We start from the raw sequence: 13,529 nt of genomic DNA on the forward strand, positions 1-13,529 counted from the left end.
CCACAGGAGAGAGTGCGCCTTGACCGTCGCTGCCTCAGTCGCCCTGCCGTCCCAGGGATCCGCAGTTGCCCCCACCGACCCCGGTACGGCGCTGCTCCGGCTGCTCACTGATTGCAGCACCGACCTTCCGCAGGTGGACCCCGGCCACGTCGCCGCCGCCGCGCTGCGCGGCCGCCACGCTGGTTCGGACTTCGCCGAGCTGCGCGGGCTGGCCGTGGACGCCGCCGCTTCGATGATCGCCGAGGACCCGCAGTACTCGAAGCTGGCCGCCCGGCTGCTCGCCCGCGAGATCCTCGACGAGGCCGCCACCCAGGGTGTGGTCAGCTTCGCCGACTCGGTCGCCGTCGGCCACGCCGAGGGCCTGATCGGCGACACCACCGCCGACTTCGTGGCCAAGCACGCCGCCGTGCTGAACGCGCTGATCGACCCGGCCGGTGACGACCGCTTCGAGTACTTCGGCCTGCGCACCGTGCAGTCCCGCTACCTGCTGCGCCACCCGATCACCCGTCAGGTGGTCGAGACCCCGCAGCACTTCCTGCTCCGGGTGGCCTGCGGCCTGGCGGTCGGCGACAGCGAGCAGTCGGTGGCCGAGGTGGCCGAGCTCTACCGCCTGATGAGTCGGCTCGAGTACCTGACCAGCTCGCCCACCCTGTTCAACTCCGGCACCCGGCACCCGCAGATGTCCAGCTGCTACCTGCTGGACTCGCCGCTGGACAACCTGGACTCGATCTACGAGCGCTACGCCCAGATCGCCCGGCTGTCCAAGCACGCCGGCGGCATCGGCCTGTCCTACTCGCGGATCCGCTCGCGCGGCAGCCTGATCCGCGGCACCAACGGCCAGTCCAACGGCATCGTGCCGTTCCTGCGCACCCTCGACTCCTCGGTCGCCGCGGTCAACCAGGGCGGCCGGCGCAAGGGCGCGGCCTGCGTCTACCTGGAGACCTGGCACGCGGACATCGAGGAGTTCCTGGAGCTGCGGGACAACACCGGCGAGGAGGCCCGCCGGACCCACAACCTCAACCTGGCGCACTGGATCCCGGACGAGTTCATGCGCCGGGTCAACGCCAACGCCGACTGGTCGCTCTTCTCCCCGGCCGACGTGCCCGAGCTGGTCGACCTGTGGGGCGCCGACTTCGACGAGGCGTACCTGAAGGCCGAGCAGGCCGGCAAGGCGGTGCGCACCATCCCCGCCCAGACCCTGTACGCCCGGATGATGCGCACCCTGGCGCAGACCGGCAACGGCTGGATGACCTTCAAGGACGCCGCCAACCGGGCCGCCAACCAGACCGCGCTGCCGGGCCGCACGGTGCACTCCTCCAACCTGTGCACCGAGATCCTGGAGGTCACCGACGACTCCGAGACCGCGGTCTGCAACCTCGGCTCGGTCAACCTCGGCGCCCACCTGGCCGACGGCGCCACCGCGGCGGACCTGCTGAACGCGATGGACTGGGAGCGGCTGGACGCCACCGTGCGCACCGCGGTGACCTTCCTGGACCGCGTGGTGGACATCAACTTCTACCCGACCACCGAGGCCGGCACCTCCAACTCGCGCTGGCGGCCGGTGGGCCTGGGCGTGATGGGCCTGCAGGACGTCTTCTTCAGGCTGCGGCTGGACTTCGACTCCGCCGAGGCCAAGGAGCTGTCCACGCTGATCGCCGAGCGGATCATGCTGACCGCCTACGAGCGCTCCAGCGAGCTGGCCGAGCAGTTCGGGCAGCACCCGGCCTACGCCGAGACCCGGGCGGCCCAGGGGCAGCTGCACATCGACCACTTCGGCACCACCCCGCAGTGGCAGGAGCGCTGGGACGCGCTGCGCGCCACCGTGGCCCGCACCGGCCTGCGCAACTCGCTGCTGCTGGCGATCGCCCCGACCGCCACCATCGCCTCGATCGCCGGCGTCTACGAGTGCATCGAGCCGCAGGTCTCCAACCTGTTCAAGCGCGAGACCCTGTCCGGCGAGTTCCTCCAGGTCAACCCCTACCTGGTGAAGGAGCTCAAGGAGCTGGGCGTCTGGGACCAGCAGACTCGCGACGCGCTGCGCGAGGCCAACGGCAGCGTGCAGGAGCTGGGCTGGCTGCCGGCCGAGGTGCGCTCGCTGTACCGCACCGCCTGGGAGCTGCCGCAGCGCGCGCTGATCGACCTGGCCGCGGCCCGCCAGCCGTACATCGACCAGAGCCAGTCGCTGAACCTGTTCATGGCGGCGCCGACCATCGGCAAGCTCAGCTCGATGTACGCCTACGCGTGGAAGGTCGGTCTGAAGACCACCTACTACCTGCGCTCGCGTCCGGCCACCCGGATCGCCCAGGCCGCCCCCGGCGCCGCCCGCACGGCTGCGCCGCTGCCCACCCCCACCACGACCCAGGCCGAGCAGGACGCCATCGCCTGCTCCCTGGAGAACCCCGAGTCCTGCGAGGCCTGCCAGTGAGCACCCCTGCCGGCGACCAGCGCAAGCTGCTGCTCGACCCCGGCTTCGAGCTGACCCTGCGTCCGATGCGCTACCCGTCGTTCTACGACCGGTACCGCGACGCGATCAAGAACACCTGGACCGTGGAGGAGGTGGACCTGCACTCCGACGTCGCCGACCTGGCCAAGCTGACCGAGGGCGAGCGCCATCTGATCGGCCGTCTGGTCGCCTTCTTCGCCACCGGGGACTCGATCGTCGCCAACAACGTGGTGCTGAGCCTCTACAAGCACATCAACTCCCCCGAGGCCCGGCTCTACCTCTCCCGGCAGCTGTTCGAGGAGGCGGTGCACGTCCAGTTCTACCTGACCCTGCTGGACACCTACCTGCCCGATCCGGACGACCGCACGGCGGCCTTCGCGGCGGTGGAGAACATCCCCTCCATCGCGCAGAAGGCGCAGTTCTGCTTCAAGTACATGAACGCGGTCGACCACCTCGAGTCGCTGCAGAGCAAGGACGACCGCCGGGCCTTCCTGCTCAACCTGATCTGCTTCGCGGCCTGTGTGGAGGGCCTGTTCTTCTACGGCGCCTTCGCCTACGTGTACTGGTTCCGCAGCCGCGGCCTGCTGCACGGCCTGGCCACCGGCACCAACTGGGTGTTCCGCGACGAGTCCATGCACATGGACTTCGCGATGTCGGTGGTGGACACCGTGCGCGAGGAGGAGCCGGACCTCTTCGACGAGAAGATGGCCCAGCAGGTCACCGAGATGCTGGAGGAGGCCGTCGAGGCCGAGCTCCAGTTCGCCCGCGACCTGTGCGGCGACGGCCTGGCCGGGATGAACACCGAGTCGATGCGCCAGTACCTGGAGGCCGTCGCCGACCAGCGGCTGGCCCGCCTGGGCCTGCCGGTCCGGTACGGCTCGACCAACCCGTTCGGCTTCATGGAGCTGCAGAACGTCCAGGAGCTGACCAACTTCTTCGAGCGCCGGGTCTCCGCGTACCAGGTGGCGGTCGAGGGTTCGGTCTCCTTCGACGACGAGTTCTAGGGCCTGGTCACTGGTCGCCACACCACGCACGACGATGGCCCGTCGGGCACCGGAACCCCGGTGCCCGACGGGCCCTCACCCGTACCGGCCGGGTCAGCCGGCCTGCACGGTGCCGCTGGCCCACAGCGCACCGCCGGCGGCGGGACCGCCGCCGGCCCGGTAGACCACCAGGTTCCCGTCGTCCTGCACCAGGAAGTAGGCACCGGGGTTGCCCCAGGTGTTGGGGGTCCACAGCGCCCAGTTGCTGGTCGCGCTGCCGCCCGAGCGGTAGAGCACCAGGTTGCCGTCGGTCTGCATGCTCAGGTAGGCGCCGGGGTTGTTGAACGTGTTGGCGGACCAGATCGCCGCCCCGTCGCTCTTGCGGTAGAGCACCAGGTTGCCGTCGGCCTGCATGGCCAGCCGGGTCTGCTTCGCGTCCACCCAGCGGCCGGCCGTCAGCCCCTGGCCGCCGCTGACGGTGGCCGGCATCGCGTAACTGCCGCTCGCCCAGACCGCGCCACCGGTGCCCGGGCCGCCGCCCGGCCGGTAGACCACCACGTTGCCGTCCTCCTGGACGGTCAGCGTGGCACCGGGGTTGCCGTCGGTGAAGGAGGCCCAGAGCGCGGCGCCGTCGGTGCGGTAGACCACCAGGTTGCCGTCGCGCTGCATCACCGCGTAGGCGCCCGGGTTGCCCCCGGTGTTGGAGTGCCACAGGGTCTGCGCACCGCCGCCGGTCTTCAGGGTCGCCACCAGGTCACCGCCGGTCTGCATGGTCAGGGTGACCGGCGCCGTGCTGGTGGTCAGACTCTGACCGCCCGTCAGCTGGTCGCCCACGCCCATCGCGTTGCCGCCGGCCTGGGTGGCGACGCTGACCGCGTCGGCGTCGATGTTGAGCTTGACGCCGCCCCAGGTCTGGTCGCCGTTGAGGTACTGGTGCACCCGGTTGGCACCCGGCCAGTAGCCCGCGGGCACGCCCATCCCGGCGTCCGAGGTGTTCTGGTTGGAGTTCCAGGCGGCCGCCCAGACCACGTCCGGGCGGGCGAAGGAGCTGTCGTTGTAGTGCGCCGACAGGTCCGCCAGCCCGCTGTACGGGCCGGAGTAGACGCCGGAGCGGTAGCCGGCCTGCTTCAGTGCGCTGGTCCAGCCGTTCAGGTAGGACAGCGACCGGGCGCCGGAGGTCGAGGAGTCGTAGTTCTCCAGGTCGTTGTAGATCGTGGAACCGGCCGGGAAGCCCAGCGCGGTGAGCTTGGTGATCGCGTCGCCCGCGTCGCTCTGGCCCTGCTGCTGCGCGGTCGGCAGGTCGGTGGAGATCTGCAGCGCGAACTTGGTGTTGGCCTGGTGCCCGACGTAGATCGGCAGGAAGGACCAGCCGGCCTGGGCCTGGCGGCTCACCCAGCCCGCGTCCAGGTTGCCGGCGCCGCAGGCCTGGGCCGGGCCGCCGATGTAGATGCCCACCGACTGGTAGGGCGAGTTGGCCTTCCAGGTGTTCATCAGCGTGTCCGAGGGCGCGGTGCAGGCGTCGAAGCCCTTGCCGATGTCCACGGTGAGCGGGGTGCCGGAGGTGGCCGCCGCCGGGGCGGCCGCGGCCTGCGCGCGCGGCGCGGGTGCCGGGGCGCCGCTCTGCGCGCCGGACTGGGCGGCGCCGGCCGGCCGGGTCACCGTGGCACCGGCCAGCAGGGTGTTGACGACCTGCTCACCGGCGCCGTAACTGGCCGTCAGCTGCAGCCCGGTGCCGCGCAGTTGGACCCGGATCTCGCGGCTGCTGCGGCCGGCCTCGACCACCGCGGCGGGGACGGCGGCACCGGCCTCGACCACCGGGGCCGCCGGGCGGCCGGGGACCGCCGCGGGGGTCGGCTCGATCAGCAGCGCGTCGGTCCGCCCGCCCGCCAGGTGCGCCGGGCAGTCCTGGTCCGCGCCCGGGGTGCCGAGGTAGACGGTGTGCTGGTCGAAGCGCACGCAGCTGCGCGGGTTCTGGGCCAGGTCGACGACCTGCCAGTCGGCCGGCACCTGGAGGTGGTAGCCGCGGTAGTCGACGGCGCGGCTGCTGTCGGCCGCCAGCGCCTGCGGCACGGCCAGGCTGGACAGGCCGGCGGTCAAAAGGAGGAGGGCAGCGGCACTGCCCGCCGAGCGTTGTGGCATGAGGTGGGATTCGCCCCTTCGTTCGCGAGCATGTGATGATCAATCACACGCAATGCGAACGATAATAAGCACGCCTGACAGCGCGGCTTCGGCGGCACGCACGACACCGCGGCCCCGCCCGGAGGCGGGGCCGCGGTCGGGTCGCGACGGGGTGGCCGACGCTTCGTCAGTCGTTCGGCACGGTGGCGTAGCGCGGGGTGCCCTCGTTCATCTGGCGCAGCGCGTCCTTGCGGTCCCGCTTGGAGAGCCGGTCGATGTACAGGTAGCCGTTGAGGTGGTCGGTCTCGTGCTGCAGGCAGCGGGCGAAGAAGCCGGTGCCCTCGACCCGGACCGGGTTGCCGTCCTTGTCCTGGCCGGTCACCACGGCGAAGTCCGGGCGCGGCAGTTCGGCGTAGGCACCGGGCACCGAGAGGCAGCCCTCGTTGCCGTCGTCCAGGGTGCGCCGGTCCACCGGCAGCTCCTCGACCACCGGGTTGACCACGTGGCCGATGTGCCGCACGTTCTGGTCGTCCGGGCAGTCGTACACGAACACCTTGGCGTCCACGCCGATCTGGTTGGCCGCCAGGCCCACGCCCTCGGCCGCGTACATCGAGACGAACATGTCGTCGATCAGCGCGGACAGCTCGCCGTCGAACTCGGTGACGGTCTTGCACTCGCGGTGCAGCACCGGGTTGCCCACCACGGTGATCGGCCGGGCAGTGCCCTTGCTGAGGTCGGGCTCCTCACCGATCACCTGGACCGGCTCGGCCGGCTCCTGGTGCTCGTGGGTGTGCTCGTCGTGCTGCTCGGCCATCTGTCCGCTCCTGGTCTGCGCCGGTCTTGGCTAACCCTCCAAGCCTAAGAGGTCAGCAGACCTCCTCCACGTCCCGGTAGGCACGGGTGGTCGGCGCAGCGGCCACCCAGCGGTCCAGCAGCAGGCGGACCAGGCCCGCCGGGGCGGCGATGCCGCACTCGCGCTCGGTCTGCCAGGCGGTGCCGGCCGCGCCCTGGCTGAGGTGGCTCAGGTGGCCGGGGTGCGCGGCGTCCCCGTCGTCGTGCGGGTCGTGGTGCACGGTACGGCCGTCGTCGGTCACCATCCGGCTCTCCGAGCAGGCCCGGCAGAGCAGCCGGACCGAGGAGGTCCAGTCCTCGGCCGCGTAGCCGGCCTCGGCCACCAGCCGCTCCAGCGCGTCCCGGTCCGCCTCCGCGGCGGCCTGCAGCAGCACCACGTAGGTCGGCACCGGCGAGGGCGCCCACAGCTCGATCTCGTCGAAGACCGGGTAGGCGGTGCCGGCGGCCACCCGCTCGCCGTGCGGGGCGCCGTCGTGCAGCACCACCTCGCCCCAGCGGCGGCCGGAGGAGGGCAACGGGATGGAGAGCACCTCGACCCGGGCCGGGTCCAGCCGGCGGCCCCAGACCACCTCGGACTCGCCCTCCGGGGAGAGCCGCACCGGGGTGGTGCCCAGCTCCAGGCGGACCGGGCCGTCCGCCACCGCACCCGCTCCGCCGGGCAGCTTGAGGCCGTAGGCCTGCCAGGACCGGCGGGCCAGCGGCCAGTCCTGCAGGGCGGTCGCGGTGATGCCCAGGTTCCACCAGTCGGGGGCGCCCTGGTCGCGGTCGAGCAGGGCCACCGCGCGCAGGCCGGCCACCCGGGCCTGCTCCCAGTCCCGGCGGAACTTGTGCAGCAGCGCCAGGTTGAACCAGGAGTCGGAGAGCCAGGGTTCCAGGTCGGCGGCCATCACCAGCAGTGCGCCGGCGTCCTCGTACCGCCCGTCGCCGATCAGCGTGAAGGCCCGGTCGGTCGTCTGCCGCCAGGTGGCGGACGGCCGGTGCCGTGCCCGGTGGAAGATCTTCACGTTGCCCTGCCGCCTGTCCGCTCGGTTCCGCTGAATCCTGCTGGGAGCCGGTCCGCCTCCCCGGTGCCGAGCCGGGAGCCCGGAGCCCCGGTTCGGGTGTTCCACGCTATGACCGCATCCAACCACGGCCGCACCCGGGCGCGCTCACCGCACAGGGGTTCATCCGCCCTCGGCCCTGGCCACCGTGCAGGGCCCGCGCCCCTGGGCCCGGACCCGCTCCAGCGCGGCCACCACCACCGGGTCGAAACTGCGCCCGCAGTGCGCCCGCAGCACCGCCAGCGCGCCCGCCGAACCGTCCGCCGCCCCGCACAGGTCCTCGTGCGCGTTGGCCACCCGGATGATCCGGGCCGCCAGCGGCAGCGTGCGGTCGGTGCGGCCGTCCGGGCCGAGCAGCGGATCCGCCGACCGGGCCACCTGCTCGGCCACCGGCTCGGGCACCCCGGTGCAGCGGATCACCTCGCTGCCCAGCCGGGCGATCCGCTGCTGCTCCTGCTCCGGCAGGGTGGCGGTGGCCCCCGCCGCCACCGGCTCGACCAGCGAGAGCTGACCGATGTCGTGCATGAGGGCCGCGTACTCCAGCAGAGCCAGCTCGTGCGCGCCCAGGCCCAGCTCGCGGCCGACGGCGCAGGCCGTGTCCGCCACCCGGCGGGCGTGCCCGGGTGCCGTGTAGCCGGCCACCTCGGTGGCCCGGGCCAGGGTGGCGATGGTCTGCCCGTAGGTGGCCCGCACCGCGGCGGCCCGCCGGAACGAGGTCTGGGCCAGCAGCAGCGGCAGGCAGAAGACCGGCAGCGCCCACAGCCCCACCTCGCCTGCCGCCAGGCTCACCAGCATCCCGGTGGCCGCGATCGCCGACCCGATCCCCGGCAGCGCGCGCAGCTCCTCCTCCAGCGCCGGGCCGAACCGCCCGCCGCCCTGGTGCTGACTGGCCGCCAGCACCGCGTCGCACAGCCCGGCCAGCGCGGCCACCAGCACCAGGAAGACCCCGTAGGCCGGGCCGGCCAGCGGCACCCGGTCCAGCGCACCGCTGGTGTAGAGCGGTTGGAAGAGCAGCGCGGCGAACCCGACCACCAGCAGTCGGCGGGCCGCGCCGTCCCCGTCGAAGGAGCGGGCCCGCGCCACCCGGTCGGCCCGGCGCCGGTGGCCGCGCTGACCGCGCACCGGGGGTCCGCGCCGGGCCCGCGGCATCGGCGCACCCCGGTGCGGATGCCCGCCCACCGGGGTGCGCCGCGGGCGCGGCACCGAGGCCTGCCGGTCCGCCGCCGGCCCCCGCAGCCGGCCGGCCAGGGCCAGGGCCGCGGCCCGCACCACCGCCCCCATCAGCAGCCCCGCCCCGACCACGGCCACCACCTGCAGCGCCCCGTGCTGGGTGGGCAGCCCGCGCAGCGGACCGAGCAGCGCGTAGGCGAGTCCGGCGGCGGCACCCAGCGGTGCCTGCTCGCGCCCGCCGGGGCGCCGGATCCGTACCGCCTCGCCCACCGTGACCAGCGCCGCGAAGCTGACCGCGACCAGCGGCTCCGTCACGCCGCGGGCGGCCGTCGCGGTCAGCGCGGCGGCCACCAGCAGCAGCGCGCCGGCCCGCACCACCGAGCGCCCGCTCAGCGCGCCGCCCGCACCGGCCGGACCGGCCCTCACCTGGCACCCCCGGTGGTCAGCCGGGGCGGCGGCTCCGGCACCCCGAGCGGGATGTCGGGCACCGCGGCGTCCTCGCCCTCGGCCGGCGGCAGCACCGGCTGCCAGCCGTGCCGGCCCACCGCGGCGACCAGCGCCTCCACCATCACCGGGTCGAACTGGCTGCCCGCGCACCGGCGCAACTCGGTCACCGCCTCGGGGACCGGGCGCCCGCGCCGGTAGGAGCGGGTGGAGGTCATCGAGTCGAAGGCGTCGGCCACCGCGATGATCCGGGCGAACTCCGGGATCCGGTCGCCGGCCAGGCCGTGCGGGTAGCCGCGGCCGTCCAGCCGCTCGTGGTGGTGCAGGATGCCGGCGTGCGCCTCGCCGAGGAAGTCGATGCCGCGCACCAGCTCGTGCCCGTACTCGGGGTGCACCTCGACCGCCCGCCGCTCGGCCTCGGAGAGGGGACCGTTTCTGCGCAACAGTTCGGTGGCCACCCCGAGCTTGCCCACGTCGTGCAGGGTGCCGGCGAAGTGCAGGGTGCGCAGCCGCTCGCCGGTCATGCCGAGCTGACCGGCGATCAGCACCGAGGCCCGGCCAACCCGTTCGCTGTGACCGCGGGTGTAGGAGTCCTTGATCTCCACCGCCTGCACCAGCGCCTCCACGGTGGCCCGGTGCGCGGCCCGCTCCCGGTGCCCCTGGGCGAAGACCCAGGCCGAGATGGACAGCGGCAACAGCGCCAGCACCGCGGCGAAGGCGCCGTACGGACCCTGCCAGAGCACCGCCATCATCAGCCCGCCGAGCGCGTGCACCAGGGCCGGCAGGCCGAGCACGCTGCGCGCGCCACGGGCCAGCTCGGGCAGCGGAGTGTGCTCGGCCAGCACCCGCACCCCGGCCACCAGCACCCCGTTGACCAGGCAGAACGCCAGTACGGCGGCCAGCGCCGGGGCGAGCGCCGCCGGGTAGCGGGCGCCCAGCAGCAGTCGCGGCCCGTGTAACAGGCCGAACAGCACCGCGGCCGTCCAGGCGGCGAGGGCGAACTGGGCCGCGTTCCACGCCCGGCGCAGCAGCGGCGGGCCGCCCGGCACGCCGCCGGTCAGCACGGCGGGCAGCGCGACCAGCGCGGCGGCGCCCGGCGGCAGCATCAGGACCCCGGCGTAGAGCACCGGCAGGAAGGTGTTGGCGCTGGGCCGGATCACCCCGGCCGGCCCGGCCGCCGCCCGCGGCGGGCCGCCCAGCCGGGACCGGGCCCGGCGCACCGCGCGCAGGCAGGGGCTGGGCACGCCCTGGGCGACCGACTCCCAGCAGGCGTGCAGGAAGGCGAGCAGCGCCACCCGGGGCCAGTCGACCGGCCCGGTCCAGTTCCACCGGCCCGGCAGCAGGCAGCAGCCGGCGGCCAGCAGCACCAGCAGGACGTAGCCGCGGGCCGGGGCGGACAGGCGTGCGACGACCGCCCGTTCAGGGGCCGTCCGTTCAGGGAGCGCCTGGCCCCCGCGATCGACAGCGATCTCAGCCTCCCCACCTCACCGGGCTCGTCAGAGGAGGATAGGGCTCAACTCCCGCGCCGGAAGCCGCCATCGCGCGATACCCGGCCACACCCGGCACACACTCACCCGATCGAGTGACTTCGGCGAACTGACGGCGCGTCATGCTTCCGTCGGCGCGAACGCCACCGGGGCCCGGGAGCGAACTCCCGGGCCCCGGTGGCGGTGCCGTACTTCGAAGCTGCCCTGCTCTGGTGGGCTACTCGGCGGGCGAGACCACCGGACCGGCGGTCAGCAGCCCGGAGCCGTCGTGCGCACCGGTCGGATCCACCTGGACCACCGGCTCGGCACTGCGCTGGCCGGCCCGGATGCTGTCGATCCGGGCGAGCACCTTGCTGCGCAGGTCCGACGGAGTGTCGTCACACCCGCAGGAGCGCTTGATCAGCGCCTTGATCGCCTGCTCCAGACCGTACTTCTCCAGGCAGGGCGAGCACTCGTCGAGGTGCTGGCGGAGCTTGGCGCAGTCCCCCTCCGGCATCTCGTTGTCGAGGAACTCGTAGAGGTGGTCGAGCACCTCGCCGCAGTCGGTGGCGTGCGGGTCTCCGCAGCTCATGAGCCGGTGCCTTTCGCCTCGCGCCCAGCCCCGCTGCCGGCCGGAACCAGCCCGCGCTCCCGGGCGTAGTCCTCCAGCATGCCCCGCAACTGGCGGCGGCCTCGGTGCAGCCGGGACATCACCGTACCGATGGGGGTCCCCATGATGTCGGCGATCTCCTTGTATGCAAAGCCCTCGACATCCGCGAGGTAGACCGCGATGCGGAACTCCTCGGGGATCGCCTGAAGGGCGTCCTTCACGTCACTGTCCGGCAGGTGGTCGAGGGCCTGGGTCTCGGCCGAGCGCAGGCCGGTCGACATGTGCGACTCGGCGCGGGCCAGCTGCCAGTCCTCGATCTCCTCGGCGGCGGTGCGCTGCGGCTCCCGCTGCTTCTTGCGGTACGAGTTGATGAAGGTGTTGGTCAGGATGCGGTACAGCCAGGCCTTCAGGTTGGTGCCCTCGCGGAACTGGTGGAAGGAGGCGTAGGCCTTGGCGAAGGCCTCCTGCAGCAGGTCCTCGGCATCGGCCGGGTTGCGGGTCATCCGCAGCGCGGCCGAGTACATCGGGTCCAGGTAGCCGAGGGCGTCGCGCTCGAAGCGGGACCGGCGCGCCTCCTCGGTCTCCTCCGCGGAGACTCGGAAGGTGTCCTCGCCGATCGCCTCGGCCAGCTCCTCACCGGTCAGCGGCGCATCGCCCGCGAGCTCGGCGCCGACCGGCGCCTCGTCCCCGTCCGGGTTCGTGTGCGGCTCGTCCTCGGTCGCAGCGACCGGACCCACCTCCTCACTGTTGCGGGCACGGCTCACCGCGAGCCCGCCCGGAAGGGAGGATATCGGGCCGTCGGACTTCCCGCCCGCGACTATCCACTCGGACCACGGGACGAAGGCGCTCTCCGCGCTCCGCTCCTCCGGCCGCTCGGGGCACGCGATCGAACCCATGTGCGCTGCCTTTCCGCCTGGAGCACTAGCTGACGCAAGGGTTAACCCGGCCGCTGCCCGGCGCATTCCCGGCCCAGCACGGATCACCCGGCTGCGCCACTCAGCCGAGCCCGGCCAGCCAGTCGGCCACCGCCGCGGTGACCAGCCCGAGCGCCGCCTGCTGGGTGAGTGGTGCGGACTTCGGCACTTTGAAGCCGTGCCCGGCGGCCGGGACCGGCACCAGCCGGTGGCCGGCCGGCAGCGGCGGGAACTCGGCCGGGGTGCCGAAGGTGTCCTGCTCCCCCTGCACCACCAGGGTGGGCAGCCCGCTGCCGAGCAGTTCCGCGGCCCTCGAGCGCTCCGGCCGGCCCGGCGGGTGCAGCGGGAAGGCCAGCGCCAGCACCGCGGCCGCGCCGCCGGCCGCCCCGGTCCGGCAGGCCACCCGGGCGCCGGCGCTGCGGCCGCCGACCACCAGCGGCAGCCCCTCGGCGGCCAGCGCCCCGACCACCGGCAGCCAGCCGGCGTCCAGCGTCTTCGGAGCCGGGGCCAGCTTCTTGCCGGCCACCCGCCAGGGCTGCTCGACCAGCGCCACGCTCACCCCGCCCGCGGGCAGCGCGGCGGCCAGCGCGGCCAGGTCCGGTGCCTCCACACCGCCGCCCGCGCCGTGCCCGAGGGCCAGCACCAGGCGGGGCTCGGCGGCCCGGTGCCAGCTGATCGCGGCCGGGCCGGCCGGGGTCTCGACCAGGGTCCGACGGTCCGTCACCAGAACAGCGCCCCTTCCGTTTCGGGGGTGACCGGCGCGGTCAGCCCCGGGTGGTTGTTGCGGATGCTGCCGACCGCGGTGCCCACCGGGGTGGCCGCGAGCAGGCCCGGGCGCGGCGCCTGGAGCAGCGACCGGGCCTGCTCCGCATTGTCCAGGCCCGGGTCCAGCCAGGCGGCGAACGACTCGGGCTGCAGGAAGAGCGGCATCCGGTGGTGGATCGGGGCCAGCAGCTCCTCGGCCTCGGTGGTGACGATGGTGCAGGTCACCAGCCAGCCGCCCGGGTGGTCGGCGGGGTGCGCGCGGTCGCGCCAGAACTCGTACAGGCCGGCCAGCGCCAGCGGGGCGCCGTCCACCCGGTGCACGAAGTAGGGGACCTTGCGCGGCCGGCCCTTGCCGCCGGCCGGCTCGAAGGTCTGCCACTCGTAGTAGCCGTCCACCGGTATCAGACAGCGGCGGGCGGCGAAGGCCTGGCGGTAGGCGGGCTTCTCGTGCACGGTGTCGGCCCGGGCGTTGATCATCTTGACCGCGGTCTCCGGCGTGCCCGACCAGGCCGGCACCAGGCCCCAGCGCAGCCGCCGCAGCTGGCGCACCGGCGCGCCGCCGCCCTTGGGCAGCCGCTCCAGCACCGCCAGCACCGGATCGGTCGGTGCCACGTTCCAGCTGGGCGCCAGCGCCTCCTCGGGGTCCCACTGGGCGACCCCGAAGAGCTCGACGATGTCCTCCGGCTTCGTGCTCGCCGCGAATCGACCACACATGCGGCCACCC

At 73.6% G+C, this 13,529-nt stretch carries 10 protein-coding genes and 1 pseudogene; 2 read left to right on the top strand and 9 right to left on the bottom strand.

Features of this window, described 5'->3' with window-relative positions; translation table 11 throughout:
- The first annotated feature begins 19 nt into the window (after positions 1–19).
- Positions 20–2,425 (top strand): ribonucleoside-diphosphate reductase subunit alpha, encoded by a 2,406-nt coding sequence (locus tag C7C46_RS30545; RefSeq protein ID WP_110673178.1) that lies wholly within the window; start codon positions 20–22, stop codon positions 2,423–2,425.
- A gap of 65 nt (positions 2,426–2,490) precedes the next feature.
- A complete protein-coding gene (locus tag C7C46_RS30550) occupies positions 2,491–3,447 on the top strand; it encodes a ribonucleotide-diphosphate reductase subunit beta (RefSeq protein ID WP_245985214.1) in 957 nt (318 codons plus the stop codon).
- 93 nt (positions 3,448–3,540) lie between these two features.
- Here C7C46_RS30550 and C7C46_RS30555 read toward each other — a convergent pair whose 3' ends face one another.
- From C7C46_RS30555 to C7C46_RS30595, 9 genes and pseudogenes are all read right to left on the bottom strand, one after another.
- Positions 3,541–5,523: a glycoside hydrolase domain-containing protein gene (locus C7C46_RS30555; protein WP_110673179.1), complete on the bottom strand. Its 1,983-nt coding sequence runs from the start codon at positions 5,521–5,523 to the stop codon at positions 3,541–3,543.
- Between the two features lie 208 nt (positions 5,524–5,731).
- Positions 5,732–6,268 (bottom strand): annotated as a pseudogene (gene def / locus C7C46_RS30560) (peptide deformylase); the annotation flags it as partial.
- 142 nt (positions 6,269–6,410) lie between these two features.
- The gene (locus C7C46_RS30565) at positions 6,411–7,400 is read right to left on the bottom strand and encodes a hypothetical protein (RefSeq protein ID WP_110673181.1); all 990 of its coding nucleotides are present in this window, start codon (positions 7,398–7,400) and stop codon (positions 6,411–6,413) included.
- Positions 7,401–7,559: 159 nt separating this feature from the next.
- Complete coding sequence (locus C7C46_RS30570) at positions 7,560–9,032, bottom strand: HD-GYP domain-containing protein (protein WP_110673182.1); 1,473 nt, start codon at positions 9,030–9,032, stop codon at positions 7,560–7,562.
- Positions 9,029–10,417, bottom strand: a complete 1,389-nt coding sequence (locus C7C46_RS30575) for an HD-GYP domain-containing protein (protein WP_245985206.1) — start codon at positions 10,415–10,417, stop codon at positions 9,029–9,031. The genes C7C46_RS30570 and C7C46_RS30575 overlap by 4 nt, the downstream gene beginning before the upstream one ends.
- Positions 10,418–10,754: 337 nt before the next feature.
- Entirely contained in the window at positions 10,755–11,108 is a 354-nt protein-coding gene (gene rsrA / locus C7C46_RS30580; protein ID WP_245985208.1) for a mycothiol system anti-sigma-R factor, read from the bottom strand.
- On the bottom strand, positions 11,105–11,770 hold the full coding sequence (locus tag C7C46_RS30585) for a sigma-70 family RNA polymerase sigma factor (RefSeq protein WP_110673227.1): 666 nt from the start codon (positions 11,768–11,770) through the stop codon (positions 11,105–11,107). The genes rsrA and C7C46_RS30585 overlap by 4 nt, the downstream gene beginning before the upstream one ends.
- A 352-nt stretch (positions 11,771–12,122) precedes the next feature.
- Entirely contained in the window at positions 12,123–12,767 is a 645-nt protein-coding gene (locus C7C46_RS30590; RefSeq protein WP_181442622.1) for an alpha/beta hydrolase family protein, read from the bottom strand.
- On the bottom strand, positions 12,761–13,519 hold the full coding sequence (locus tag C7C46_RS30595; RefSeq protein ID WP_110673184.1) for an SOS response-associated peptidase: 759 nt from the start codon (positions 13,517–13,519) through the stop codon (positions 12,761–12,763). The genes C7C46_RS30590 and C7C46_RS30595 overlap by 7 nt, the downstream gene beginning before the upstream one ends.
- Between the last annotated feature and the right edge of the window lie 10 nt (positions 13,520–13,529).

Source organism: Streptomyces tateyamensis (assembly GCF_003205575.1).
GTDB lineage: Bacteria > Actinomycetota > Actinomycetes > Streptomycetales > Streptomycetaceae > Kitasatospora > Kitasatospora tateyamensis.

What these genes read in the sequence shown, in the direction of transcription:
- C7C46_RS30550 (WP_245985214.1), top strand. Translation starts at nt 2,491, where the DNA reads ATGCGCTACCCGTCGTTCTACGACCGGTACCGCGACGCGATCAAGAAC.
- rsrA (WP_245985208.1), bottom strand. Translation starts at nt 11,108, where the DNA reads ATGAGCTGCGGAGACCCGCACGCCACCGACTGCGGCGAGGTGCTCGAC.
- C7C46_RS30595 (WP_110673184.1), bottom strand. Translation starts at nt 13,519, where the DNA reads ATGTGTGGTCGATTCGCGGCGAGCACGAAGCCGGAGGACATCGTCGAG.